Here is a 26,341-nt window from a genome sequence, read left to right as displayed (position 1 = left end):
CGCATGCTGGCATACGGACGCGCGGAGTCCGTCCGCCACCATGACAAACAGGCATAACAGGCGGCATCGAAGATCGAACTGCGTCGAACTTCGGCTCAGTGCACCAACGCCCCCGCTGCTACTGTGAAGACCAAACACTCAGTCCTCAAGAGTAATGACAAGGCCCGGCACAGCAGGGTTATTGGTCCACGACGGACCCGTCCTTGTGCAGTCGCGTATGAATTTTTCGTGGTCTGTAGGGAAATTTCTCGGCAGCGTCCGGTCGCAGCGTGACGCCTATGCCAGGTTCGTCGCTGATTGTCAGGAAGCCTTCTCCATCGTGACGGGCGGCGCCCACGAGGAAGCTGTCGGAATCGGGACGCTTGTCGGTCACATCCCATGTGTCGTTCGGAAACTCCTGCAGGACGAAATTTGGCGCGGTAGCGGCGATCTGCAGGCAGGCGGCCGTTGATACCGCACTGAGTGGATTGTGTGGGACGACACCGGCATGCGAGGCTTCCGCCAACGCCGCGATTTTACGAGCGCCAGAGATACCGCCGACAATGCAGACATCAGGTCTTATGAGCTGGACCGCGTTGCGCGCCAGCAGCATCTGGAACTCCCAAAGGGAGGTCATGCGCTCGCCGGTCGCGATCGGGATCGAAATTTTTTCAGCGACGTATGCCATTTCATCGAGATTGTCAGGAAGGATCGGATCTTCGATGAAAAGCGGATAGAAAGGCTCGATTGCCCGGCCCAGCTGCACTGCTTCATAGGGCATCATGCGCCGATGGATTTCGATGCAAAGGTCCATTTCCGGCCCAGCGATCTTCCGGTATTCCCGGACGGTTTCAACGGCATCGCCAATCTTCTGGGCATGGGTCTGAAAATAGGGCACGTCGCGTTGCGTGTCGAGAAACGGTGTCAGGTGTCCGACCGCTGTGAATCCCATTTTCTTGGCGTCTTCGATACCGGCGAACAGCTCCTCCTTTGTTTCACCGAAGACGTGGTAATAGGCTCTTGCCTTGTCGCGTACCTTGCCGCCGAGAAGCGCGTAGACGGGTGCCTCGAAATGTTTCCCGGCAATGTCCCAGAGTGCAATGTCGATGGCACTGATTGCGGCCATGATCGCCGAGCCGCGGAAATGCGCCCAGCGATACATATACTGCCAATGATGTTCAATCCTGAGAGGATCCTGACCAAGCAGGTAGTCCTTGAATCGGAGCACGGCGCCGGCCGTGGCCTCGTGGAAGCCCCAAGCACCACCTTCACCAAGGCCGACAAGCCCATTGTCCGTACGAATTTCGACAAACAGATACTTGTCGATAAAGATGCTTTCGACGCTTTCGATACGCATGAGAATTCCCTTTTTGGTTAGATAAGGCACTTGTCGTGTCGACTAGCGCTCCGAAATAAGTGTCACGGCTTCCGGGTCGATGCGGACCGTAATTGTCTGGCCGACATTGGGAGGATTTCGCGCGGGCAAATCGGCGCGAAGCGTAACGCCGCCAATCTGGAGGAGGCAATTGACGACCGCTCCAAGGAAATTGACTGATTTGACGTGCGCGTCGAAACAGTTGGCGCCGTTTGGGCCCGATGGTGTCACCGGAACGATGCTTTCTGCCCGTATGCAGACTAGAACGAGTCCCGCCGCCGTCGATTGACCCGGCCACGCGAAGCGACCCTCGATCGTCACGCCGTCTGTCAGGGTTACAAGGGTGTTTCCGCCACCGGCCCATTTGGCGACGTTTCCTTCAAGGATATTCGCATTACCGATGAATTCCGCAGCAAACCGGCTCGCCGGACGATCATAAAGATCCCTCGGCGTGCCGGATTGGACCATTTTCCCATCTTTCATCAAAATGATCCGGTCGCTCATCAGCATCGCTTCAGACTGGTCGTGTGTGACGTAAAGCGAAGTTTTGCCTAGCCGCCGCTGTAGTTCGACAAGTTCGAACCGCATGCGGTCGCGCAAGCCGGCATCCAGATTACTCAGAGGCTCGTCGAACAAAAGAAGCCTCGGGGACGTCACAATCGCCCGCGCGAGCGCTACCCGCTGCTGCTGGCCACCGCTCAATTCGGTCCCGTAGCGATCGGAATATCCGGTCAAGCCGACAGTGCTCAGGGCTTCGCTTACTTTCGCCTCGATTGTTGCTGCTGGTTCGCGCCGGGTCCTGAGACCGTAGGCAACGTTCTCGTGGACGGTCATATGGGGCCAGACCGCATAGGACTGGAAAACCATATTGATGTCGCGTTTTTCTGGCGGAACATCCCGTCCATCGGCGGCAACGATTTCCCCGTCGATGCGGATCGTTCCGCCGGAAGAGGCTTCCAGGCCGGCGATGCAGCGCAGTGTCGTCGTCTTTCCGCAGCCACTTGGACCAAGGAGCGAAACAAATTCGCCGTCTTCTACAACGAAGCTCACATCCTTGACGGCTGTGACGCTGCCATAGGTAACCACGAGATCTTCAACGCTTAGCTGAGCCAAGTCATCACTCCATATTCACGCAGCTGTACGTCAGCCACTCTGGGAAAGCTTCACACGAAGAAGGAACCGGCTGACGAGAATTCCAACCATCAGTATGAACGTCTGGAGAATGCCGATGATCGCCGCATTTTGAACATTGCCGAATTCCAGATAGTCCCACGACATCACCGACAGGACCTTGTTGCTCGGTGAAGCGAGAATGATCGCTGCGCTGATCTCACGAATTGAGAAAATGAACACCAGAATCCATGCGGAAAGGACGCTTGGCCGGATAAGCCTGAAGGTTATTTGTGACGCCGTGCGCCAATGAGACGCTCCGCAAAGCGCCGAGGCCTCTTCCAACGACCTGTCGATCTGAATGATCGAGGTATCGATCATGCGGTAGGCATAGGGGATGTAGGTTGCAACAAAGGCGATAACCAATATCCATACCGTTCCGTAGGCTGGAGTCATCAGATAGGTCCAAAAAATTCCTGTACCAAAGACGATGCCCGGCACGGCAATCGGGAACATGGCTATGTAATCGAGAATTCCCGCGCCACGGATACGCAATCGACGGATCGAATATGCGAGGACAATCCCCAGTAGGACGCAAAAAGTCGGGGAGACTACGCCTACAAGCAATGTATTGCCGATTGATTGTCTAACGGCGACTGAGGCAACGACAGAGCGGAAATTGTCGAGTGTATAACTAGCGCTGAGTATATTCGACGAAGTAAAGCGCGTAAAAGCGACATAAAACAGCGCGAAGTAAGGAAGGATAATCGCCAGCGTCACATAGGCAAGGATGAAGCCGATGGCAGGAATTCGCCAGCTCCGAAGTTTGAGAAATCGTGTACGAAAGCCACGCGCCGTCACCGTTACGAAGCGCGTCGCTACCCGGGATGCGAACCGGTAGAAGGCGACGCCCATCAGTGAAATCCAAAACAGCAATGTTCCGATGGCCGCTGCCCGGGCGTAGTCGACCGGATAGGTCGCGGTCGCACGGTAGATGTCGATGGCAAGAAACGGCATCGCTTGCGTCCCGCCGAGCGCGGCGGGGATGGAGAACGTACCGCACGTCAGAACGAAGACGAAGAAGAATGCCGAAATAATCGACGGCCGCACGACGGGAAGTGTGACCTTGAGTGCGGTTGAGAAAACACCGGCTCCGTTGAGATAGGATGCTTCTTCCATCGAAGGGTCCATGCCCTTCAGAGCGGCAGAGACTGTCATATAGGCGTAGGGAATATTGTAGAGGGCCATGACGAGAATGACGCCCGTCGCGGTCATCACGTTGATCGCATAGCCGGTCACCCCAAAAACCTCGCGTGCAAGAACATTGATCAGTCCAGCATTGGGCGAACCGAGAATAAGCCAGGCCAAAGCGCCAACGAATGGCGAAAGATAAAGCGGAGCAATAACGGCATTTTCCATCCACGCCTTTGCAGGGATGTCGGTCCGCGAGATAAGCCATGCCAAGGCGATGCCGACAAAACATGCGAGGAAGGAGACCGCAAGCGACGCTCCAATCGTCACGATCAAGGTCGTGAGATATGGCATTGTGGCGTATACAGCGATCACACTGCGCAAGGAAAAATGGGCACGTGGGTCGACAAACGTACCGGTCCGCACCGCGCCGAGAAACATCAACACAATCGGCAGCAGGACCAGAACAGCGAGAATTAATCCGAGAATGACCGGAAGCGCCAATCTCTGGCGTTTCCTTCTGACCAGACCAACGGGAATTTTATCCGTAATGGGTATGGTGGCTGAAATTGTCATCGGACTGTCTCAGCGACCGAAGATCTGGTTCCACTCGGCAATGATCGGCTTGGCCGGATCCACGTAACCAGGATCGCTCAAGTAGTCGATGTAGAGATTTTCCGGATCCTTGTACCAGTCTTCCTTGTACCAATCCGCTTTGGCAGTCTTGCGAGGATCGACCGTATCTTCACGCGCGGAGCCAACACCTGCGACGCTGAACCATGCAGCCTGGCCTTCCTGACTCATTGCCCAATCCTGGAACAATCGGGCGGCATTCGGGTGGGGTGCTCCGGCCGAGATAGTCTGCACGGTGAGGTTGGCAGGTGTCGGGGTTGGGAAAACCCAGCGGATCGGTGCACCCTTGAGGTAAAACCCGCCCATGTCGCTTTGCGATGCCTGATCGACGATGGCATGTTCTCCGGCGGCAAGCCGGTCATACATGGGCGATTTGCTGTCATAGACCTGAGGCTTGAGTGCTGCCATCTTGGCAAGAAAATCTGGTCCGAACTGATCGCGCTTGCCGCCCAGGAACATATAAACGTAAGAATAGCTGCTACCGCCGGAAGCGGGCGTCCCCGTCGCAATACGTCCTTTCCAGCGCGGGTCGGTAAGTACATTCCAGCCACCTTCCCGGATAAGTTTTTCTTCCTCCGGCGAGACGAGCTTGGAGTTCCAGGCGATGCCCATGGCGTTCACAAACGCCGTATACCAAACACCTTCCTTCTTCATCTCGGGCCGAATCCCGGCAGCGGAGGCAGGCGTATAGTCAGCAATCAGTTTTTCGTCATGGGCAGATTCAATGAGGACAGTGTCCGTTATCTGAATAACATCAGCTACATGCTGGCCGACACGTTCCTCCGTCAACCAGCGCTCGAAAAGCGGATAGCTCGGACCGCGGACGTTCTGTGTCGTGATGCCATACTTTTTCGTAAATACTGCCGTCCAGACAGCCGTGGGGTCTATTGCGGTGGTATGATAGAACGTGAGCGTGCCCTCGGCCTTAGCCGCTGCAATCGAGTCACCGCTCGGCTGTGGGGCGGATTGAGCGCTTGCGCCTTCAGGGAAAATTGACAGGCTGGCAGTACCAAGTCCTGTGACTGCGGCCATGCGAAAAAGATCGCGCCGTGTGAAAGTTGTTTCCGGCAAGCCACTGGTATTTTTCATATCGATCTCCTCCCAGAGTAACGATTTTCAAGACGTAGGCGCGCGCCCTTCTCATGTGGGCGGCTTTACTATTTTCGTACATTTGCGCAAATATATTTGACTGTCAACATACATTTGCGCAAATATATTTGCGTTTGAAAACGGCTTCGCGTAACGATGGCTGATTGGTAAAACGGGGACCCCGAGGTGGACTTGTCGAAGAGCATACCCGAAAGCGCGCCGCTGAATGAGCCGACTTATCTCCGCGTAAAACGCGCCATCATCGGCGATCTGGTGTCGGGAAATTTCGCGCCCGGCACGCATCTGACGATCGAGACGCTCACGTCGCGCTATGCCGTGAGCCATATGCCGATCCGCGAAGCGCTTCGCCAACTTGAGGGCGAGGGTATCCTGATTTCAATCGCGCACCGTGGTTTCAGGATCGAGGCCCTCACTGAGACCTACATCCGAAACATTTACGATATTCGCGTCGGCATTGAATCGATGCTGGTGCACCGTGCTGTCGAAATGGCAATGGACAGCGATATAGAGGCGCTGCGTCATATGCACGAGGACCTCAATGCCTTGATACGGTCTGGAAAGCCCATGGTGGCGTCGCAAGAGAATATCGCTTTCCACAAACGTATATATGGAATCGCGAATAACCCGGAAGCTGAACAGATACTTGAAGGCCGAACCAGGGTAGTGCGAACGGTCGCCGACAGTCTGGGTGGATACACCCCGGATATGTTTGAAGTGGTAATTGCCGAACATGAGAAGATAATCTTGGCCTTCGAAAGCCGAGATCCGGAAGCCGCGGGGCGGGCAGTATTCGATCACGTGAGCGCCGCCCGTGACAGGCTTCTGCGGCGGATGGCCGCGAAAGAAGTCTTCAACCAAGAGGGTACTGCCGCTGGAGCGCCAACCTCGCTCGAAGCCCAGTAATAGCGGATCGATCTTCCGATCATAGGGAAGTTGTTCATGGTGTAAAACTGACTTTATGATCAGAGGTGCGGCACAAGGAATCTTATGTCCGTACCGGTCTCAATTCCGGTACCAAGCATTGTCAACTAATTACGGCCCAGGAAGACGCTGAAAGGTACGTACAGCCGACAACGAAGTAACCACAATTCGTACGTGCCTCCAGCATTTTTTCCAACAAAATCAAAGATATGCTGCCGCTATACTGCGATTGTACAATTTAGGGCGCCAATCGAATTTGGTTATTATCGGCATTTTCAAACGAACGTTTTTTCATCACTTGTGAGTTCGTACATGCGCCGTCGTGGTGGAGAAATCAGACTAGTCGCTTCGCGTTATTCTTATGCGGCAAGGCGAGCAAGGGTGGCGCCGGGGTCACCTCCACTATTTTAGGCGCGCAGTTTCCGATTTTTTAATAAGATCGGCTATTCGCTCTGCGATCATGATCGTCGGAATATTAGTATTGGCGCAAGGTATGCTCGGCATCAGTGAGGCGTCGCAAACGTGTAAATTTTGCACTCCGTACACTTTGCCAGATGGCGATGTGACAGCCATAGGGTTGTCTTCCACACCCATCCGGCACGTGCCGGATGGGTGCCATGTACCACCCACATATTTGCGGACAAAGGCAGTGAGCGCATCATCGTCATTGATCAGACCATCGAGCGTAACCCCGAGCGTGATGAAGCCATGAATGAGGTTCTTGCGCAGGGGGCCGGCATAGTCGAGCATCGCGGCAAGCGCACCGCGTTGAATCGCATTGAGCAGGCCGGGTGCTGTGACCTTGGCGACGCGCGGCGAGTAGCTCGAAGGAAAGATGGTGTCCCCGAAACCGTTCATCAGCGGATCGGCCAGCGTGCGTGCGCCGAGGCGTAGCGCGAGTTTCAGCCGTTCCAGATCGCGCTCGTCTGACAGCATCCTGAAATCGACAGCGGGTTCCGTCCTAGCATCGGGAGAGGCGAGTCTCAGCATGCCGCGCGAATAGGATTTGTTGACCCAGAAGAACATGCTGCCCATACGCCTGCCGACCGAATGCCAGCCGGATCGAGAAAGGATTGCCGCGTGCATGTCGCCTTGCGGCGTTCCTTCCAATCCTGACGAGAAGCGCAGGATGCATTGTTCGTGATGTTCTGCCTCGTCGGTTACACGGGCAGCACGTGGCAGAAAAGCGGCGACGGCGATGGAGGGATGTTCCATCAGGTTGCGCCCGACGCCCGGCCGATGAGCGACAACAGGAATGCCGAGGCTTGAGAGTTCCGCGGCCGGTCCAATACCGCTGCGCAACAGCAATGCCGGGCTATGGATAGCACCGGATGAAATGATGATCTCGGAAGCCCGGATTGTTGTGGCAGGCTCACCGCCATTTGCGAGGAGCGTGGCCCCGATGGCGCGTGTCCCCTCGAAAAGCAGCCGTTCAATGGTCCGCTCTGTGATGATACGCAGATTGGGCCGCTTTCGCACCTCTGGTGTCAGATATACTACCGACGTTGGCACCCTTTCACCCTTGTCGCTGACCGCCACTGCACCAACGAAGACACCGTCCTGCCAGTCGCCGTTCTGGTCGGGCCTCATCGGATATCCACTCGCGGACAGTGTACGCGCAACGGCCCCGACAAAGGGGGACATCCTGCCTTGCGCCAGCCGCCTAATGGGCAGGGGACCGTTCTTTCCATGCAACGGGCCGTCGAAATCGCAATCATTTTCAAGCTTACGAAAATAAGGCAGACAATCGTCCCAGCCCCATCCCTCGGCTCCCAGCGATTGCCATTCATCGTAATCACCGGGAGCGCCGCGATTGGCCATCAATGCATTGATGGCCGATCCGCCGCCGAGGAGCTTGGCTTGCTCATAACGGCGGGTCATGGGGGGCGCACTGTTGCTTGCATTGAAGCCCATGCGGGCCGTCAGGGAATTCCAGATATTGCTTGTGTTGAGATAGGCACGGCCGGGATAGGGGCTGCGAATTTCGTCGGGCATCGTATCCAGTGTCAGGTCACGGCCAGCCTCGACGAGGGTCACGGTCCTGCGCAGATCCTCCGACAGACGCGCGGCCAGCACGCACCCGGCCGATCCACCGCCGAGAATAAGGAAATCGCTTATCACGCCGGCGTTCTCCAGATCTCAATGACCATTGGCGCGCTCTTCCGGCACCGGCTTGGTCTCTCTGGCATTCAGTGCGATCAGAATGACGAGGAGAAATGATACTGCGGTCAGGAGCGAACTGATCGCCGCAATGGTCGGATCGATCTCGTCCCGCAACGCGGTAAACATCCGCTTGGTCAATGTCTGATTCTCACCGCCTGCGATGAAAAGGGCAACGACCGTCTCATCGAGCGCCGAGATGAAGGCGAACAACATTCCCGAAATCACACTCGGCCTGATCTGGGGCAGCGTGACCACGAAGAAGCTGCGCAGCCGGTTCATCCCGAGACTGCGGGCGACCATTTCCTGCGTGGGATCGAACTTGCGCAAGCCCACCAGCACCGCGGTGATGACATAGGGAATGCCCAGCATTACATTTGCCAGCACGAGCCCCGGTATCGTCGCAAGCAGGCCGACCTTTGCGTAAACGAAGAAGACCCCGATGGCGATAATGACGATGGGCGTTACCAAAGGCAGGAGCAGGATGATCTGGAGGCTTTGCACCAGCCGCGATTTTGAGTTGTTGAGGGCATAGGCGGCGGCGGTGCCGAGAACGGTGGAGATAACCGAGCTGGATACTGCAAGGATCAAGCTCACTTTCGTCGCCTGCATCCAGGCCGTGCTGCCTAGATAAGCTTCATACCAGCGTAGCGAAAAGGACGGTGGCGGGAAGCTGAGGAACCGTGCGCCGGAGAACGACATGGGCACGATGATGATGACCGGGATCATCAGGTAAAGCAGGACCAAGCCGACAAAACCGTACAGTGCAATGCGAGCTGGTGTCATCGGAATCACCTCATTCCCATCAGGCGTTCGACCGGGATCACGCGGCTGGCCGCCCAGAAGATGACGAAGACACAAACAAGCAGGACAACACTGATCGAGCTTGCAGCGCCCCATTCGTTATAGAGTTCGACATTGCGGCTGACGAGCATGGAGACCATGAAGGTCCGGCCGCCGCCCAAGAGCTCAGGGGTGATATAGAAACCGAGTGTCAGGACAAACACCAGCACAGCGCCGGCGATGATACCCGGCAGCGACAAGGGGAGGAAGACGCGGAAGAAGACGTGCGATGGCGTGCCGCCAAGGCTTGCGCCGGCCATGGTCAGTTCGGCGGGTATTTTCTGCATGGTGGCGTAGAGTGGCAGCACCATGAACGGCAGCAAGATATGAACCGTAGCCATGACCGTGCCAAATTCATTGTTCACCAGGATCAATGGCGCATCGATCAGACCCAGAGATTTCAGGGTGCTATTGATGATGCCTGTACGTTGCAAGAGGATTAGCCAGGCGTAGGCGCGTACGAGAACGCTTGTCCAGAACGGGAGCACCACCATCGCCAGCACAACAATGCTCCAGCGGCGCGGCAGCGATGCAGCCACATAGGCGACAGGATAGCCGAGCAGGGCCGTCGCCGCCGTCACGATAAAGGCGATGCGGAATGTCTGGAGAAAGCTGTGCCAATAGACATCCTCGCTCAGGATGCGACGATAGTTCTCCAACGTGAAACCGTCGTGATAGACCGACTGCCAGGCGAGCCAGAGCAGGGGAACCAGCAAGAGGGTGACAATGACGGCCAGAGCCGGCACCAGGAGCAGAAACATCAGTATTTGCTCCTGGCGGTCGTGTCTCCGGAAGGCTTCGGGTTGCGATCGAGGCAAGGAAAATCCTTCGGTCAGAGTATGTGTCACGGCTTCTGGATAAACTCGGCCCACCGCTTCTGAACGGCTTCGCCTTCGGGTGAACTCCACCATTCCGTCGAGATCAGAATCTGCTTTGCCGCATTGTCTGGTGCGCTCGGCAGTTCAGCGGCACGTTCGGCCGGGATCTTGCCGGTTTTGAAGGCTTCTGGATTGCCAGGACCATAGTCGATCTCGAGCGGCAGATTGGCCTGAATTTCCGGCGCCAGAGCCTCGTTCACGAACTTGATGGCTGTTTCCAGATTGGGCGCGTTCTTGAGGATGCAGAGCGACGTGTTCTGCAGAAAGCCCTGACTGAAGGTAAAGCCGACATCGCCGCCTTCTTTCTGAACCGCACTGACACGCCCGTTCCATGCCATTTCCATATCGACTTCACCGTCGCTCAGAAGCTGGGCCGATTGACCGCCGGAGGTCCACCAGACGGTGATATAGGGTTTGATTTCTTCCAGCTTCTTGAACGCCCGGTCGACGTCGATGGGATAAATCTTGTCCGGGGCAACGCCATCGGCAAGAAGGGCGGCCTCGAGTGTGGCCAGCGGATGGTTGCGAAGCGCGCGCGTTCCAGGGAACTTCTTCACATCCCAGAAATCGGCCCATGACTGTGGCGGATTATCGCCAAACTTGCTCTTGTTGTAGGCAAGCACGCTTGAATAGAATTCATAGGCGGCCGAATAGGGCGTCTTGTATTTTTCCGGCATCTTCTCGGCATTGGGAATCTTGCTGAAATCAAGCTTTTCGATGAGCCCCTGTTCACCACCGCGGATGCAATCCTTGGTAGGCGTATCGACCACATCCCAGATCGGCTTTCCGGTCGCGCCCTGCGTCTTGATGACAGGCCAGGCATCGGGCGAACTATCCTGATTGATAGTGATGCCCAGCTTTTCGGCGACCGGATCAAGAATGGCCTTGGTCTGGGCTTCCTGATAGGCTCCCCCTTGCGAAATGAAGGTAATCTGTTCGGCAAAAGCGGATGTGGCCATCAGTGCCGTGCCCGCGATGGCCGCCGCGAGGGTAACTTTGGAATGTCTGTACAGCATGCTCGTTCTCCTCTGTTTTTGATGAGGCTCCAGCCTCTTTAAATGGTCATTCAAATCAACGGGTCTTATCGCCCGATTGCATCAAGGAACTGGTACCAGCCGGCAACAAGCCGGACGGCGGGTTCTCGAATGGGGTAGAAAGGAACTTTCTTCAGGCGTTCTGACGCAAGAAGGCCGATGTCCGGCTGACCGCCGGTAACGATTTCGGCGAGATATTTGCCCATCAGCGCCGACATCGCGACGCCGGTGCCATTATATCCAACGGCGTAGCTGATCCGGTCGTCGAGCCGTCCGACATGCGGAATGCTGTCGAGCGTCATGCCCACCAGCCCCGACCAGCGATGCGTTACCTTGACATCGGCAAGTTCGGGAAACTGCGCGACCATGGCTTTTTGCAAGGCGGCGAAGGCGGAGGGTGAATCGGTCTTGCCGAAGGCACCGCGACCGCCGAACAAAAGCCGGTCGTCCGACTTGCGGAACCAGCGCATCATGCGCCGCGTCTCGGTATAGCTGCGTCCCTTCGCAAGCAGGTCTTCTGCCGGTTTGCCTGTCAGCGGCTCGGTCGCGATGATAGCGCTGCGGAACGGGATCAGTGTCCGCTGCACAGTTTGCGTAGCCGCTGTCAAATCCGAGTAGGCGTTCGTTGCGATAACCGCATGGCGGACATTTACATTGCCGTCCGGTGTCTCGAGCACCAGCCCGGCACCATCGCGCCGAATCACCGTGACCGGGCTCTGTTCGAAAATCTCGATGCCCGCAGCTGCTATTCCGGCAGCAAGGCCGCGAACGAAATTGAGCGGGTGGATCACGCCGCCGTGGATGTTGAGAAGTCCGCCGGTGAACCCGGCAGATCCGGTTTCCTCCAGCATCTGCGCCGGCGAAAGGATAGATGTAGAATGATCGCCCAGCACGTCGTTGAGCCAGGCAACCTCTTTCCTCAAGGCTGCGAGCGAGATTTCATTATGGGCGCAGCGAAGGCTGCCGCTTTCCTGAAAATCCGCCTCCTTCATTCCGTAAGCTTCGACCAGTTCTGCGACATGATCGATGGCTTCGATACCGAGAGCGTGCATATGCCGGGCCATATCGATGCCCCAGCCTTCGGCGACGCCGGAGAAAGTCAAGCGGAACTTGCCCGAAACCACGCCGCCATTGCGCCCGCTCGCACCCCAGCCGACACGGCTCGCTTCGAGCACGACCGGGCTCAGGCCCTTGCGCGCCAGATAGCGGGCTGCAGAAAGTCCCGTATAGCCCCCGCCGATGACGGCGACATCATATTGCCTGCTGCCCGACAGCTTGCCAAAACGCGGCTCGCTGGCGGCTGTGTCACTCCACAGTGACGCAATTTCGGACAGTGGAGGGGCGAAGACCATGGGTGTAGCTTCTCCGGATCAGGCAGCTGTTGCCGACTTGTGGAAGTCGAGAATTTCCGCGTCCACCGCGTCGGCAAGCTGCTTCAGCGACGAGAAATGATAGTCGGGCTTGGTCAGGACCTCAGGTTCCGGTGTTCCGCCAAAACCCTTCAATCCCTGGCGCCGTTCGATCCAGCACACGGTGTAACCAAGGTCCTTGGCAACGCCAATGTCATGATGCTGGCTCTGCGCCACATGAAGGATCTCGTTGAACTGGTAGCCGTGAGCGGACTGGCGGCCGCGGTTGAACGCGAAGAACTGCGGATTCGGCTTGGCAACACCCGTCTCATCGCATGTCACGCTGTCGTGGAAGGGATTGCCAAGCGTGCCCGAATAGGCCGAGAAAGCGGTACGGTCCGCGTTGGTCATGGCCACCAGACGGAAATTCTTGCGCAGCCGCGTCAGTGCGGCAATCGAATCGGCAAAAGCGGGCCAGCGGAATATCGAAAGCTGGAAGGCGTCAGCCGTCGCCTGGTCATTTCTGAAGCCGAGCTCGTTGGCGAGCGACAGATAGACGTCCTTCATGGCGAAGCTGGAGCGGCCATAGAACTTGTCGCGCCCGCGCTTGTAGGCTTCGAAGATTTCGTCTTCGGGGGCACTGGCTGCCTTGTCGCCGCCAAGTTCGCGGATGGCGCTGATCACGCCCGTTTCGAAATCGATTAGCGTGCCGACAACGTCGAATGTGAGGACTTTGAAGGATGTAAGTGACATTTGCATTCTCTCGTCAGTTTGTTCGGATTGAGGGTGTTGCCTAATAAGAAGCCTTGGGGACCACGATGGTATCTTGAGGGTGGAGCGCGATGGTCATTCTGGATCCCACGGGCTGGATCTTTGTCAGTCCCGTATGATTGCTCGGTTGCCGCAGGCTCAGCCTCGTGCCATCGTCGAGTTGAACGAAGACACGGGCGCTTTCGCCTTGGTAGAGTACTTCGGTGACGGTGCCGACCATGCGGTTCAGGATCCCGTCGTCTGTTTCATCTGCGATCAGCAGTTTTTCAGCGTGCACGGCGAGAAATATGTCTCTGCCTTGAGGGATCGGACGCGCCGAGCGCAGGAGATACGGTCCGAGTGTCGCACTGTCAGTGTCTGCATATTGCACAGGAACCAGCGTCGCTTCGCCGATAAAGCTTGCGACAAAGGAATCCGCCGGATGATCATGCAACCGGACCGGAGTGTCGATCTGGACGATCTTGCCGCGATTCATGATGGCGACACGGTCGCTCATTGTCAGCGCTTCGCGCTGATCATGCGTCACGTAAATGATGGTTGCGCGGAGCTTTTGATGCAAATGACGCAGCTCGATCTGCATGTTCTCGCGCAACTGCTTGTCCAGTGCCGACAGCGGCTCGTCCATCAAAATGAGCCGCGGTTCGAAGATGATGGCGCGTGCGAGCGCAACCCGCTGGCGCTGGCCGCCCGAAAGTTCGGTGATGCGCCGGTCCTCAAAGCCTGTCAGTTCCACCATCGCAAGCGCGTCACGCACCTTTGCGGCCCATGTCGATTTCGGCAGGCGGCGTGCCCGCAGCGGGAACGCTACATTTTCGCCGACGCTCATGTGAGGAAACAGCGCATAATTTTGAAAAACGATGCCGATCTCGCGCTTGTGAGGTGGAGCATATGTAATATCACGGTCGCCGAGAAAGACCGATCCGGAGGTGGGTTGTACGAAGCCGCCGAGAATGCCGAGAAAGGTGGTCTTGCCTGAACCGGAAGGACCGAGCAGAGAAACGAATTCCCCTGCACCGACCTCGAGGCTCACATCGTCAAGGGCTTGAAAAGCTCCGTAACTCTTCCTTGCATTGCGGATCGAGACACCGACACTTTCAATATTCTTTACGATATTCATTGAAATCCACTGCAACTTTCCTTGCAAACCAGCCCTGAAGCCAGATACAATCCTGTTCATTGAGCGGAGATATACAGCTCTTTTCGCTGACGAAGGTCTACCCCCGCCAGACGACAAAACCGTATCGAATTCCCCTTGTTCTTGGCCTCTTTGAAAAGCCTGTTGATGGTAAGAGACCAAAAGATGGACGAGCTGGCAATTGAAAAAAAGTTGGCGGAGGTATTACATGGTGTAATGACATCGCTGCGCCGTTCCTTGCCGTCCATGAATGCCCTCTTTACTTTCGAGGCCGCAGCGCGTTGCGGCAATTTTTCCAAAGCTGCGAACGAACTGAATGTCACGCCGGCCGCGGTCAGCCGCATGATCGCACGGCTGGAAGAACATCTCGGCACACAGCTTTTCGTTCGCATTCCGACTGGGTCGTCCTTGAGCGAGGCCGGCACCATCCTTTTCGACAGCATCACCAAAGGCTTTTCGGGAATTGAGAATGCGTTGCGTGAAATCGAGGATCGGCAGACCGGCCTCGAAACGGTTTCGCTCTCGGTTTCAACCGGTTTCACCACGCACTGGCTGATGCCGCGCATGAGCAAGTTCAAGGCGGAATTCCCGAATGTCGACCTGCGCTTCCAGCTCGTCATAGGAGCCCTTGGCGGCTCGGTTGCCGACGTCGATCTTGGAATGCGCTTTGTCGACGGATCGGACGACCGGCACGAGGCTGCACTGATCATGCCGGAAATCCTGATGCCGATTTGCAGCCCGTCCTATTATGAACAGTACGCGACCGGACAGGACGGCGTGGAGGCGCCTGTATACACGATCGTCAATCTGGATAGCGCCCAGCCGGACTGGTCCGGATTGTTCCTGCCGCGCCAGGCGGGCGAGACCGTCAATTCGCTGATCTTTTCCGATTATGCCATCGTCGTCCAAGCGGCGCTTCTCGGCCAGGGCGTGGCGTTGGGCTGGCTGAATGTCGTCGCTCATTGGCTGCGCACCCGGGCCCTTGTGCCGGCCCGGCAGGATCTGATGGTGACGGGACGACTTTGCCATCTGGTGCGAGTGCGAGACAAACCACGCCGCGCTGTGGTGTCGCTCATCCGTGACTGGATCATCGCCGAACTGCTTGAGGACATTCTCGATTTAGACCGGCAATATCCCGCTCTGGGTTTACGGCCCTTGCTCGATAGGAGTTAGGCTACTCCACTTGGCGGTGAACGCCGATAACGGTGACATTGTCGCAGAAACATTGACCGATCAGAACACCGATGATCCTTCGCAGATGGAGCCATTGCTCAACCAGATCGATGGTGAGATTGGCCACGTCACAGCCGACGGCGCCTATGACGGCAAGCCCACCTACCGGGCCGTTCCTGAACATAGCGATACCGCCAACATCGTCATTTCACCTCGTTCGACGGCGGTGGAAAGCAATGGCGATACGGCGCCGCCTGATCAAAGAGACAAGCACATCGCGGCGATCGCAAAAGACGGTCGGCTGAAATGGCAGGCAGCCACCGGCTATGGCAAGCGCTCATTGGTTGAGACCGCGATCGGTCGATACAAGGGCTGATCGGTCGACGTCTGCGGGCCCGTTCGTTTCCGTCTTAGAGGGTGTTTGGAAATTAAGGATTCCGGCGTTGTCTTGCCAGCGTAATAGGGGAGACAGGAATGAATTCTAGCCGATACCCGTCAGATTTGACGAATAGCCAATGGTTGATGATCGGGGAGCTGCTCCCGGCAAGGAAGCAGCGCGGACGTCGCAGACGGATCAGCCTTCGCGCTGTCATGAACGCGATATTCTATCTGCTGCGCACCGGCTGCCAGTGGCGGCAATTGCCGAGCGAGTTTCCTGCTTGGCGCACGGTCTACTGGTATTTTCGTTCATGGCAGCGCACCGGCGTTTGGGTGCGGCTGCAGCGCGCGCTATATCGGCGCGTTCGAGTTAAGGCCGGTCGCGCGGAATGCCCCAGCGTTGTGATCATGGATGGCCAATCGGTGAAGACAACCGAGATTGGCGGGATCCGCGGCTTCGACGCTCAAGCGGGTGAAAGGCCGCAAGCGGCACATCCTTGTTGATACGCTTGGCCTGCCAATTGCCAATCGCGTCGAAGCTGCCGATATTTCGGACAGACGGGCCGGAGCCCTGCTGACGAGCGGGCTGAAGGCGATTTTTCCGGCGATCACGACCGTCATCGCTGATGCCGGTCATGAGAGCAGAAAACTTGCCCATGTGCTCGCAGAAGAGCAAGGTTGGCAACTTCACATCGTCAAACGAGGGCAGCGTGCGTTCAAAATCGCAGGCTTGACCTGGATCGTAGAGCGCAGCTTCGCTTGGCTCGGACGCAACCGCCGACTCAGCAAGGACTACGAATATCGCGTCCAGACATCAGAAACGATGATCGACATCGCGGCTGCTCGCCTCATGCTTAATCGGCTCGCTCAAGGTTAATTTCCAAACAACCTCTCATGCCATGCGCACCAGTTCCAAGCCTTTGATGGCGTTGTACGTGTGGCGCGGGGGCGACTTGGCCGCAAAGTCGAAGATCATCGGGAAATAAACCTAGCGTTAGCTATTGACGCCCATGTGACCTATGCTGCACTGCAAACGTTCGATCAACTACGCCTTCGCACTGCAGCAAGGATCCGCCATGTCGACCTCAGCATCCTTTAATGCCAAACATCTACCATACCTTGATGCGGTCCGAGGTTTGGCTGCGTTTTGGGTTCTTGCCTCGCACGCGGCGGTGCTGAATGCGGTTCATTGGCCTATCATCTCCGAAGGCGGTTTTGCGGTCGATCTCTTTATGATGATGTCAGGCTTCCTTATGAGCCACCATTATGTCCAGCGCTCAGTTGTTGAGCCTTGGGGAGCGCCGAGCACGTGGCGAGCGTTTTGGTTGAGACGCTTTTTCAGGATCGCTCCTGTGTTCTACCTTCTTCTGCTCGTTTCGTTTATCATCGGCAACTCAGTCGGCGACTGGCGTGAGCAGATTGCTACAGTTTGGCCTTCAACGGCAACCGCGATGCTTCGGTACACTGACCAGTCACCGTTGAACGCACTTGTTCACGGATCATTCTTGTTTGGTCTGCTTCCTGAATACAGTTTTCGCACACCTTTGCCCGATTGGAGCATTGGTCTGGAAATGCAGTTCTATGTAGCCTTCCCGATCATAATGCTTCTTTGGGCGAGGGTCGGAGCAGCCACGGCTGCACTGGCGGCCGTTGCCGTTGCTTTTGCCCTTCAGATGATCGCACCGGCCTATTTTGACGCCTATCCGATGCCGGCGAATTTGGCTTTGAAAATCGATGTCTTCCTGACAGGCATGCTCTTGGCAGCAGCGGCGTCTTATGCTGATAGGCGATCTGCCTTCCTTGGCTCGTTGGCGATGTTGGTGCTTGTGCCGGGTATAATCCTCGGGGGGAAGTCGGCGACGTATGCCGCTACACAGGGTGCAATCGCGCTTGGGTTCGGGTTCCTGGTACTTCACAAGCGGATTGCCACACGTTTCGGCCAACCGTGGATCGAAGACTTCGTCGGCAAGCTTGACTGGCGACCACTTCGTTTCCTTGGCGACACATCGTACAGCGTCTACCTCGTTCATCTGCTTTTGATGATTCCGATTGTAGGAGTTCTTTCTACGCTCCCCGCCTATGTCGGGATGACGGAAAAATATCGCGTGCTGCTAGCGGTCGTACTTACAGCCCCACCCGTCTATGTCATCAGCTGGGGGCTGCACAGAACAATCGAGACGTACGGTATCAGATTGGGAAAGACACTCCTCAAGCGCTTTCGCCCTTCGCTCAAGCCAAGCCATCGAGCCGCGTAAGCGAGGGATCCTTTGGCTTATGCGACAGGCGTGTCGGGCGGACAAGTGGGCTCGTGAACGGGCGGTCGCTGGCCTAGCTCGCCGGGTCCGGTGTGCAGGGCGCGGTCGTCGTTGGGGTTCGGGGAAGTAGGGCACGGTGTCCGTCTTGGTGCGTAGCGGCACGGTGGGCTGGGTGTCCCTGACCTTGGAGCTGGTGAGGGGCTGGTCAGCGGCGATCGACCGGAACAGCTTCTTGGCCGGTCCTTCGAGCCACTCGACACGGCCGGGGTAGGCGGTGGAATAGCGCCAGGGCGTGGTGATGAAGGGGATTTCGTCGGATGACAGGCTGAGCGCGAGGTCTCTCATTATGCCGGGGGTGAGGTCGGGGTCGGTGGAAACGGACTTGGTGGCCGCGTCCAGGAAGCCAAACAGCCGGGCCGGGTCGGTCAGGGTCTCGCCGCTCATCGCCTTCTTCGCCATGGCGGCGACGAAGTCCTGCTGACGCTGAATGCGCCCGATGTCGGACCCGTCACCGAGGCTGTGGCGGGCCCGGACGTACCCCAGCGCCTGTTCACCCAGTAGCGTCTGCCACCCTGCGGGCAGGTTGAGTTGGACATACTTGTCGCGGATCGGCTCGGGGATGCAGAGGTCCACCCCGCCGATCGCGTCCACCATGCCCTTGAAGCCGGTGAAGTCAACCTTGACGAAATGGTCGATGTGGATGCCGGTGAGCGTTTCGATGGTCTTCCAAGTGCAGCCGATGCCGCCGAAGTTGAAAGACGAGTTGATCATGCCGCGGTGCCTCTGCTGGCCCGGCAGCCCCTCTCGGGAGCGGCAGGCGGGAAGCTGGACCAGCGAGTCGCGCGGGAAGCTGATCACGGCCGCGTGGTTCCGCTTGGGGGACAGGTGCGCGAGCATGATGATATCCGTACGCTCCCCGGCGTAGTTCTTGCCGCCTCGCTGGTCCGACCCAAGCATCAGAATGTTCAGCGCAGCGGTCGGCGCCTTGGCCGGGCGGGCGTCGCCCAGATCCTCGCGGGTGACCTCGATGTGCCTGACGTTGCCGGTCAGCTTCGCGTACACCCCGCACACCGTGGCGGCCACGGCCAGCATGATGACGGTGACGATGGCGAGCAACCTGAGCAGCCGGCGGCGGCGGGACGGGGACTTGTCCTCGGGTGCCGGCGGCTCGTCGATCAACCCACTGCTCACGAGACTCTCCAGCAAGAGGGCCGATAACTGCATCTGGCAGGGGCTTGCCCGAACCCAACATATCCTGCCAAATAGGATTCTAGTCATACGCATCTAAAACGCAAGGGACAACGCAGTCGCAGCGGCGCCGTCGCAGGAGCAGCTTTCTCCGGGGCTGCTCGACAGCAAGCGGGCGACGACCCACTTATTCCGCGTCGGTTCGTGGAAGGTTGCTCGAACCGGGGGAGAATCTCGCGCAAGACTCATCGGACCGATACACCCAACAAACCGATATCCACCGATTATGTCGAAGTGGTCGATCTCGCCGAGATCGACATGAATTTCATGATACCGGCGGCACCCCCCTCGGTCGACCTTCCCTAGCGCCAATTGATTTGACAGGCTGATCAGCGGGGTATCCACTCATCCGCGGGAGGGCAATAGGGAGGACGAGATGTTCAAGCTTATTGCAGTGGTTTTGTCGGCGATGTCGGTCGCTGCATGGACCGCTTCGGCCCTCGCCGAAGAGAGCGGGCACTGGAAAGGTAGAGCGGTGCTTATTGTTACCAATCAACCGACGGTCAAGGTAGCTGACCAAAGCGACCATCAGCTCATGTTGACCGAATTTGATGGCGTTGTATTCAGCGAAGGGGACAAACCCTTCCTGGAGAATGCGCGCTACCAGGTCGTCGACCTCAATGACTCGGGCGGCATGGTGAGCGGGGGTTACAAGACGTTTACGGCTGGCGACGGCTCGCAGGTATTTGCCCAGTACAAGGTGACCGGTGGAGCACCGCCTACGTTCAATGGTGAGTGGACGTTTGTGGGAGGCACCCAAAAATACAAGGGCATCAGCGGTAACGGCACGTTTAAGATAACTTGGGTGGGCGACACCGCCGCATGGGATTTGCTCGAAGGAGACTACAAGCTTCCATAGCATGGTCAGTGAGCTTTCGTGGAACCTCGACGCGGTTGGCGGGGCGGAGCAATGGTTTCGCTAGCCAGAATTGCAGTGGGTAATTATCCCCAGAATGGTAGTAAATGATCCTTTATTCTAGGACTAAAATCAGCGTATACCCGCATCAGGTGACTGCAGCTGACTGGCGGACCTAGGGACAGGGCATACTCGCCGAGTGCGTGGGAAGAGGTTCACGGCTTCCCGCCATGGAAACCTATTCACCAGATTCTAGATGTTAATCGCGTCCAGTTCCCTTTCGATATTCTTACGGCTGCCGCCATGTTTTGCGATCAGCTCAAGGGCACGGTTTTTGCTCAGGTCATATTTCGTCATGAGGTATTCGACCTCATAGTCCTCACTGGACGAGACTTTCGAGCGATCCCGATTATCCTGTTTTGATTTGTCGTCTGCCATTTGAGCACACTCCAGTTGCTGTCTAACCAGCAAAACAGTACTCGCTCATTTTCGTTCCATGTCGGAGTGGAGCAGCCCGGTAGCTCGCCAGCCTCATAAGCTGGAGGTCGCAGGTTTCGAATCCGGCCTACCGCAGCCATATTATGAGGGCAGAAAGTAAATGCTCGCAAAGAAAAGTACAAAAAGGACAATCGCAAAAGCAATTATTTGAAGAATCCAAGCTCCGTTTTTAGCCATTGCCTTTTCTTGTTTTTATTGGCTCATCGCAATGCCGTATCGTCTACCTCCCTTTGCTCAAGCGCACCTAAATTCTTCGCGAGCGCCTGAATAGCTTCCTCTACATCTAGCCACCGTCGGTGTTTACATGAACCTCGATCTTGCTCGTGGGATGATGGCATTCGGCGCCGATCTGTTGAAATACCGCTGTCCGGGTGATCTGCCCGAGTTAAGGATCGAGCCAGAAGAGGAGCACAACGTTCCTCGTGGTGAAGTAGTGAAGCAGCAGGCCAGTTGGCTTGTGCGTGAAGTCGCAAGGAACTCTTTCGTCCCTTGTCATAACTAGGACACAACCAGGTGCAGACTCCTGACCAGGGGCTTTCCACGCCTTGATCAGCTTGATTCAGTAAGCCTGAATTGCAGTTCGCCACGACCGAAACAAAATGCTGAGGCTCAATGCGATGTATTCCGCCGTTGACCGCATCCCGGTATCGATCATCATTTCCAACTACAATTATGCACGCTTTCTGCGCCCATGCATCGATAGCGCACTGGAGCAGGATTATGGAGACGTCGAGGTCGTCATTGTCGATGATGAATCGACCGACGATTCTGTGGAGATCATCGAATCATATGGCGGCAGGGTGCGCCCGTGCCTGAGAGAACGAAATGGCGGGCATGCGGCGGCATTCAACACCGGATTCGCGGCGTGCTCCGGAAAGATCGTTCTTTTCCTCGACGCAGACGATTATCTTTATCCGAATGCGGTATCCGAGGCCGTCAGTGAATGGGAAGAGACAATCGCCCAGATGCAATTCAGACTGCATGTCGTTGATGAACAACAACAGATCAAGGATATCTTTCCTCCGCCCGAACTGCCGTTCGACTCTGGTGATGTTGTTCCGAAACTCTTGCGTAAGGGGCGTTATCAAACCCAGGTTACAAGCGGTCTAGCCTTTGATCGGTCGGCGCTGGAAATGATTATGCCGATCCCTGAACCGGACTTCCGGCAAGGGGCCGACGGATATCTGGTTACGCTGGCACCTCTCTATGGGAAAGTGACGTCGATAGAGACCTGCCTCGGAGCTTACCGAATCCATGGGAGCAATCATTCGGTCTTTGCAGAGAAATTTGGCCAACGCGCACGCTGGCGGGTACAGCATGATTTCCGTCGCCTGGAAGCCCTGTCGGACCAAGCGGCGGAGATCGGTCTGACGGTGCCGCCGGATGCCAATCTGCGCGATCCAGTTCATCTGGAAGAGCGCCTTGCGTCTCTGTGCGTGGACGAGCGCCAGCGTCCCGTGGCCGACGATTCCAAGCTGGCTTTGGCCGTCGCAGGCGTGGCCGCCAGTCTGGAAATGAACGCATCCTTGCGCCGTCGCGCTGTCCTTGCGGCGTGGTTCCTATCCATCGGAGTCCTGCCGCGGAAGATGGCGAAAACGGTCTTGTTATGGAAGCTGGTGGCATCGTTTCTTATCACGAATGTCAAAGATCATCCGTCATGCAATGGACTAGATGCTCCAATTGAACAGTGTGTTGGTGCCTGAAATGGCTTATGGAAGTCGACAAGGCGATTGCGGACTTTTAGGCGCAAATCAAAAAGTGGCATTATCGGCATTTTCAAAAGAAGGTTTATTGATGGGAATCGAATTGTACAAAACGTCCGATTCCGATGGTTTCAACGACGTTGTACGATTGCATTGTGAAGGTGGGCTTATCGCGCTATCGGTGCGATACTTAGGGCGTTGCGATAGGGACGGTTCACATGGCTACTGGCACTGTTAAGTGGTTCAACTCGACTAAAGGTTTTGGTTTTATCCAGCCAGACGATGGCGGTACGGACGTTTTCGTCCATATCTCAGCCGTGGAGCGGGCTGGGCTGCGTGGCCTCAATGACGGTCAGAAGATCAGTACGAGCTGGTGCAGAACAAGCGTTCGGGTAAAAACGTCCGCGGACCAGTTAAGCGCGCTCTGAAACGCTCTGGCCTTTTTCAAGCGGCTTCGGGACCCGGCCTGACGGCTGATCAGGAAATGGACTTAATGTGACGATTGTCGCCGGAAGAATCTAAAGACTAGCTTTGAAAGATGAGGAGCCGTAGTGTTTCTGTCATGCAAGTGTGCGCTCTCGATCATATCGTTCTCTGTGTCCGAGATGTAACGGCGACGCGCCAGCCATGGCCAAGTCCGATTGTTTCCAACGAAAGCAAATGTTATAAAACCATATATATTGCAAATTAAGACCTAGGGTTTATAACAAGTATTATGGCTATCCAAACCCACCGAGATCGCGCCCTGGAGGTCGCACGTCGACAAGGAATCGCACGGGGTCGTGATTTCGATGCTGCCGGCGTGCCGCGTGTTTATCTGCAAAGGCTGCGCGACGAGGGAGTTCTCCAGCAGGTCGGTCGTGGCCTCTATAAACTGGCGCACGCTGAGGTCGCCAGTGCCACCAGCCTGGCTGAAGCCGCACGTATACAGCCAAAAGGGGTCATCGGCCTGCTGTCGGCGCTGCAATTCCACAACCTCACGACCCAGACGCCGCATGCCGTGTGGATGCTGCTCGGGCCAAAGGACTGGGCGCCGACCAATCCGTCGGTCTCGCTGAAGATCGTCCGCGCCAGCGGTGAGGCGCTGACGGCCGGCATAGAGACTCATCAGATCGACGGCGTGCCTGTTCCGATCACATCGCCAGCAAAGACCATCGCCGACTGCTTCAAGCACCGCAACAAAATCGGCCTCGATGTTGCGATCGAAGCACTGCGGGACCTCGTCAAATCGCGAAAGGGGCGGGCAGGGCTGAACGAGCTTTGGCGCTACGCTGAGATCGATCGCGTCCAGACCGTGATGCGTCCCTACATCGAGGCCATGGTTTCATGAAGGCGCCGAAGAATATGGGCGTCTCTGTACGCGATCGGCTGACTCAGCGTGCTCGCGAACGTCGTGAAAACGCCCAGCTGCTGATGACGCGTTATGCCATCGAGCGTGTGCTCTATCGTCTGAGTGTTTCGCCGTACCGGGATCGTTTCGTCCTAAAGGGCGCGATGCTGTTCAGCCTGTGGGCGCCTGTGCCCTACCGTGCTACCGGCGACCTTGATCTCCTCGGTTTTGGAGAGAACGCTCCTGCTGTAATCGCCGCCATATTTGTCGAAATCCTTGCCACCCAGGTTGAAGATGATGGAGTAATCTTCCGGCCTGAGACGCTGCGTGCCGCCCTGGCACGCGAGGAAGACGAATATGCTGGCGTGCGGTTGGACTTCGTGGCCGAACTCGCTGGCGCGCGCCTGCCCATGCATGTCGACATTGGATACGGCGATGTGATTACACCGGAGCCGGTAGACATCGAATATCCTGCACTTCTGGGACAGCCAGCGCCGCACCTCATGGCCTATCCACCCGAAACTGTTGTGGCGGAGAAGTTCCAAGCCATGGTGGCGCTCGACATGCTCAATTCGCGAATGAAGGATTTTTTCGATCTCTGGGCCATCGCGGGCGCCTTCGCCTTTGAAGGAGAGGTTCTGGCGCGGGCGATCCAGACGACCTTCGAGCGCCGCGAGACGCCGCTTCCCACCGAGACGCCACTGGCGCTGACGGCGGGCTTCGCCGACGAAAAGCAAGTCCAGTGGGCGGCGTTTCTGAGGCGGACCGAGATCGCCCTTGCACCGGAACCACTTCCGGAAATCCAGGCGCGTATTGCCGAACTTGTTATGCCGCCCACGATCGCAACGACTGAGGCTGCACCGTTCAATGCGCGTTGGGCGGCAGGCGGTCCCTGGTTCGACGGATAGCATTTCAAGGTTGCGCTTAGAACTCTACGTGCAACTACGACAGTCTATGCGCAACTATCAATGCAGCCGGTGCCGAGGCCCCGATGGCATCGGTTTTCCAAGCGCGATATGGTTTGATGACGGTACTTTTAGAGGCAGATTCGGGTGCGTCGCCGGACGCCGAGAGGTGTAAAAATCGTCCAATTGGTCCCGATAGTTAGCGAAACCTCAAAAAAATTTTCACGGCGATTTTCCCTTTAAATTCAATAGCGTAACTTTTTGACGGTGCAGGCGTCGGAGTTTGCTCGCTGCCAGAATAAATTTGCAAGTGATTTCAATGCGTTATATGTTATTTAAACAATCGAGTGGGAGTAGGGGAAACGGCGGCAATAGCGTAGTTTCGGCGGCCCCTTTCGCTGCCGGTCTCTTGCCCGTTCCGTCTACTCCTGACTCCGGCTGACCGGCGTCAGTCCCTTTCTCGAATTCACAAATCCGATCTGTGTTCGATCCTCGGACGGTGTAAAGCAGTTTCAGAGAGTGAGAGGGCTGTAGCGGAGAATGGCGTGCAAATAGGCGGGTACTAAGCGCCCGATCTCGGTCATCGCGCCATCGCGATCCCTGACCTGGAAGCGGCCATGGTGTCTTGCGCCTCAACCGTCGAAAAAATTTGCAGGACGATGTCGATTTCCGCAAACCCCGTTCGTCGTTCCGATGCCAGGCCGATGAGGCCGGCTCTAACAAGGAGACAGACGATGCGTGTGATGGTGTTCGTGAAGGCTACCCGAACCTGATGCACAGCAGCTGGAGGGCGTGGCAGCGAAAGAACTACAGAGCATCATCCCCACCGGCAACGTACAACGCATGCAAAACCTCGTGTTCCCGGTGACAATCAAACCTGACACCACCACCATCGAGGTCGACGGCAGGAAAATGCTCCTGTCGCCGGGAATGTCTGTGACGGTAGAAGTCAAAACCGGTAAGCGGCGGATCTTAGAATATCTGTTTTCGCCGCTTGCGGAGATTTCGTCGCAAGCCATGCAGGAGCGGTGACGGTGGTCGCAAGTTTCGCCGCGAGGCGCCCCTTCCATCGTCGCAGCTGGCCGTACAGATGATGACATTCAAAATTCCAAATTCCATCCCGAAGCCACCGCAACAGAGCCGAGCAATGAGAATTCTGCGAGAGATGATCACAGACGCCGTGAAAGATTACACAGTCATCGTCTATAGCGAAGACGTGAACGACCCGGTCTATTGGGGGCGCGATGTTGACAAGACCATCGCCGCGATCAAGGCCCACAAGGAAATCAACGTCCTGATCCGTGATGGCGGCAGGCCCGATGACACAGTTGGCTGGGTGATGGTTCTGCCGGGGCATTTACCGCTATTTTTCACGGATACTGAGGGCACGGCGCTGCATAATCCATCGGTATTGATGTCGGCGTATCATTTCTACCGAATGTCAGACTAAATCTGCCGCAACGCCGCGCCGCGATATCGGGCGGCCACTACGCGCCGTGCTCAACG

23 protein-coding genes and 5 pseudogenes are annotated in these 26,341 nt (G+C 56.7%); 14 read left to right on the top strand and 14 right to left on the bottom strand.

The features are described from left to right. Positions 1-178: 178 nt before the first annotated feature. From ACSQ3H_RS21200 to ACSQ3H_RS21185, 4 genes are read right to left on the bottom strand one after another with little or no spacing between them, the layout of a single operon-like run. Positions 179-1,336: a mandelate racemase/muconate lactonizing enzyme family protein gene (locus ACSQ3H_RS21200; RefSeq protein ID WP_436118862.1), complete on the bottom strand. Its 1,158-nt coding sequence runs from the start codon at positions 1,334-1,336 to the stop codon at positions 179-181. 42 nt (positions 1,337-1,378) lie between these two features. Beyond that, on the bottom strand, positions 1,379-2,467 hold the full coding sequence (locus ACSQ3H_RS21195; RefSeq protein WP_436118861.1) for an ABC transporter ATP-binding protein: 1,089 nt from the start codon (positions 2,465-2,467) through the stop codon (positions 1,379-1,381). 30 nt (positions 2,468-2,497) lie between these two features. Then, entirely contained in the window at positions 2,498-4,231 is a 1,734-nt protein-coding gene (locus ACSQ3H_RS21190; RefSeq protein WP_436118860.1) for an ABC transporter permease, read from the bottom strand. A gap of 9 nt (positions 4,232-4,240) precedes the next feature. Next, positions 4,241-5,377 carry an ABC transporter substrate-binding protein gene (locus ACSQ3H_RS21185; RefSeq protein ID WP_436118859.1) on the bottom strand — a complete coding sequence of 379 codons (1,137 nt, stop codon included), beginning with the start codon at positions 5,375-5,377 and terminating at the stop codon, positions 4,241-4,243. A 192-nt stretch (positions 5,378-5,569) separates the two neighbouring features. Here ACSQ3H_RS21185 and ACSQ3H_RS21180 point away from each other — a divergent pair, with 192 nt between their 5' ends. Continuing rightward, positions 5,570-6,301 carry a GntR family transcriptional regulator gene (locus ACSQ3H_RS21180; protein WP_436118858.1) on the top strand — a complete coding sequence of 244 codons (732 nt, stop codon included), beginning with the start codon at positions 5,570-5,572 and terminating at the stop codon, positions 6,299-6,301. Positions 6,302-6,721: 420 nt separating this feature from the next. On the opposite strand, the gene ACSQ3H_RS21175 is transcribed toward ACSQ3H_RS21180, so the two are convergent. From ACSQ3H_RS21175 to ACSQ3H_RS21145, 7 genes are all read right to left on the bottom strand, one after another. Further along, complete coding sequence (locus tag ACSQ3H_RS21175) at positions 6,722-8,440, bottom strand: GMC family oxidoreductase (protein ID WP_436118857.1); 1,719 nt, start codon at positions 8,438-8,440, stop codon at positions 6,722-6,724. Positions 8,441-8,458: 18 nt separating this feature from the next. After that, on the bottom strand, positions 8,459-9,265 hold the full coding sequence (locus ACSQ3H_RS21170) for an ABC transporter permease (protein ID WP_436118856.1): 807 nt from the start codon (positions 9,263-9,265) through the stop codon (positions 8,459-8,461). Positions 9,266-9,270: 5 nt separating this feature from the next. Beyond that, a complete protein-coding gene (locus ACSQ3H_RS21165; protein ID WP_436118855.1) occupies positions 9,271-10,083 on the bottom strand; it encodes an ABC transporter permease in 813 nt (270 codons plus the stop codon). A gap of 83 nt (positions 10,084-10,166) precedes the next feature. Beyond that, positions 10,167-11,216: an ABC transporter substrate-binding protein gene (locus tag ACSQ3H_RS21160; protein WP_436118854.1), complete on the bottom strand. Its 1,050-nt coding sequence runs from the start codon at positions 11,214-11,216 to the stop codon at positions 10,167-10,169. Between the two features lie 65 nt (positions 11,217-11,281). Then, on the bottom strand, positions 11,282-12,586 hold the full coding sequence (locus tag ACSQ3H_RS21155) for an NAD(P)/FAD-dependent oxidoreductase (RefSeq protein ID WP_436118853.1): 1,305 nt from the start codon (positions 12,584-12,586) through the stop codon (positions 11,282-11,284). A gap of 18 nt (positions 12,587-12,604) precedes the next feature. Then, the gene (locus ACSQ3H_RS21150; RefSeq protein ID WP_436118852.1) at positions 12,605-13,336 is read right to left on the bottom strand and encodes an HAD-IA family hydrolase; all 732 of its coding nucleotides are present in this window, start codon (positions 13,334-13,336) and stop codon (positions 12,605-12,607) included. A gap of 40 nt (positions 13,337-13,376) precedes the next feature. Continuing rightward, positions 13,377-14,471 (bottom strand): ABC transporter ATP-binding protein, encoded by a 1,095-nt coding sequence (locus tag ACSQ3H_RS21145; RefSeq protein ID WP_436118851.1) that lies wholly within the window; start codon positions 14,469-14,471, stop codon positions 13,377-13,379. Between the two features lie 234 nt (positions 14,472-14,705). Here ACSQ3H_RS21145 and ACSQ3H_RS21140 point away from each other — a divergent pair, with 234 nt between their 5' ends. The 5 genes and pseudogenes from ACSQ3H_RS21140 (at position 14,706) to ACSQ3H_RS21120 (ending at position 18,295) form a co-directional block, all read left to right on the top strand. Further along, positions 14,706-15,662, top strand: coding sequence for a LysR family transcriptional regulator (locus ACSQ3H_RS21140; protein ID WP_436119526.1), 957 nt, complete (start codon positions 14,706-14,708; stop codon positions 15,660-15,662). Beyond that, positions 15,655-16,067 (top strand): annotated as a pseudogene (locus ACSQ3H_RS21135) (transposase); the annotation flags it as partial. The gene ACSQ3H_RS21140 and the pseudogene ACSQ3H_RS21135, both read left to right, overlap by 8 nt. Positions 16,068-16,136: 69 nt before the next feature. Then, on the top strand, positions 16,137-16,544 hold the full coding sequence (locus tag ACSQ3H_RS21130; protein WP_436118850.1) for an IS5 family transposase: 408 nt from the start codon (positions 16,137-16,139) through the stop codon (positions 16,542-16,544). Beyond that, a complete protein-coding gene (locus ACSQ3H_RS21125; RefSeq protein ID WP_436118849.1) occupies positions 16,480-16,917 on the top strand; it encodes a transposase in 438 nt (145 codons plus the stop codon). Before ACSQ3H_RS21130 ends, ACSQ3H_RS21125 begins: the two co-directional genes overlap by 65 nt. A gap of 199 nt (positions 16,918-17,116) precedes the next feature. Further along, positions 17,117-18,295 carry an acyltransferase family protein gene (locus tag ACSQ3H_RS21120; RefSeq protein ID WP_436118848.1) on the top strand — a complete coding sequence of 393 codons (1,179 nt, stop codon included), beginning with the start codon at positions 17,117-17,119 and terminating at the stop codon, positions 18,293-18,295. A 453-nt stretch (positions 18,296-18,748) separates the two neighbouring features. Here the strand turns inward: ACSQ3H_RS21120 and ACSQ3H_RS21115 are convergent. Next, a pseudogene (locus tag ACSQ3H_RS21115) lies at positions 18,749-19,252 on the bottom strand (LCP family protein); the annotation flags it as partial. 667 nt (positions 19,253-19,919) lie between these two features. Here ACSQ3H_RS21115 and ACSQ3H_RS21110 point away from each other — a divergent pair. Continuing rightward, positions 19,920-20,402, top strand: a complete 483-nt coding sequence (locus ACSQ3H_RS21110; RefSeq protein ID WP_436118847.1) for a hypothetical protein — start codon at positions 19,920-19,922, stop codon at positions 20,400-20,402. A gap of 249 nt (positions 20,403-20,651) precedes the next feature. Here the strand turns inward: ACSQ3H_RS21110 and ACSQ3H_RS21105 are convergent, their stop codons facing one another. Together ACSQ3H_RS21105 and ACSQ3H_RS21100 are read right to left on the bottom strand one after the other, a co-directional pair. Then, positions 20,652-20,837: a DUF3606 domain-containing protein gene (locus tag ACSQ3H_RS21105; RefSeq protein ID WP_436118846.1), complete on the bottom strand. Its 186-nt coding sequence runs from the start codon at positions 20,835-20,837 to the stop codon at positions 20,652-20,654. Between the two features lie 127 nt (positions 20,838-20,964). Beyond that, the gene (locus ACSQ3H_RS21100) at positions 20,965-21,057 is read right to left on the bottom strand and encodes an SWIM zinc finger family protein (protein WP_436118845.1); all 93 of its coding nucleotides are present in this window, start codon (positions 21,055-21,057) and stop codon (positions 20,965-20,967) included. 144 nt (positions 21,058-21,201) lie between these two features. Here ACSQ3H_RS21100 and ACSQ3H_RS21095 point away from each other — a divergent pair, with 144 nt between their 5' ends. The 7 genes and pseudogenes from ACSQ3H_RS21095 to ACSQ3H_RS21065 all read left to right on the top strand — a co-directional run bounded on the left by ACSQ3H_RS21095 (position 21,202) and on the right by ACSQ3H_RS21065 (position 26,285). Then, positions 21,202-21,399 (top strand): hypothetical protein, encoded by a 198-nt coding sequence (locus ACSQ3H_RS21095; protein ID WP_436118844.1) that lies wholly within the window; start codon positions 21,202-21,204, stop codon positions 21,397-21,399. Positions 21,400-21,514: 115 nt separating this feature from the next. Then, positions 21,515-22,568 (top strand): annotated as a pseudogene (locus ACSQ3H_RS21090) (glycosyltransferase family 2 protein). A 250-nt stretch (positions 22,569-22,818) separates the two neighbouring features. Next, positions 22,819-22,997 (top strand): annotated as a pseudogene (locus ACSQ3H_RS21085) (cold-shock protein); the annotation flags it as partial. A 318-nt stretch (positions 22,998-23,315) separates the two neighbouring features. Continuing rightward, positions 23,316-23,930 (top strand): type IV toxin-antitoxin system AbiEi family antitoxin domain-containing protein, encoded by a 615-nt coding sequence (locus tag ACSQ3H_RS21080; protein WP_436118843.1) that lies wholly within the window; start codon positions 23,316-23,318, stop codon positions 23,928-23,930. Further along, complete coding sequence (locus tag ACSQ3H_RS21075) at positions 23,927-24,838, top strand: nucleotidyl transferase AbiEii/AbiGii toxin family protein (RefSeq protein WP_436118842.1); 912 nt, start codon at positions 23,927-23,929, stop codon at positions 24,836-24,838. The genes ACSQ3H_RS21080 and ACSQ3H_RS21075 overlap by 4 nt, the downstream gene beginning before the upstream one ends. Before the next feature lie 756 nt (positions 24,839-25,594). After that, positions 25,595-25,867 (top strand): annotated as a pseudogene (locus ACSQ3H_RS21070) (HlyD family type I secretion periplasmic adaptor subunit); the annotation flags it as partial. 115 nt (positions 25,868-25,982) lie between these two features. Beyond that, complete coding sequence (locus ACSQ3H_RS21065) at positions 25,983-26,285, top strand: hypothetical protein (RefSeq protein WP_436118841.1); 303 nt, start codon at positions 25,983-25,985, stop codon at positions 26,283-26,285. Positions 26,286-26,341 lie beyond the last annotated feature (56 nt).

Source organism: Phyllobacterium sp. LjRoot231, from assembly GCF_964253365.1.
In the GTDB taxonomy this organism is placed as follows: Bacteria; Pseudomonadota; Alphaproteobacteria; order Rhizobiales; family Rhizobiaceae; genus Phyllobacterium.
This window is presented reverse-complemented; position numbering and strand designations above follow the sequence as displayed.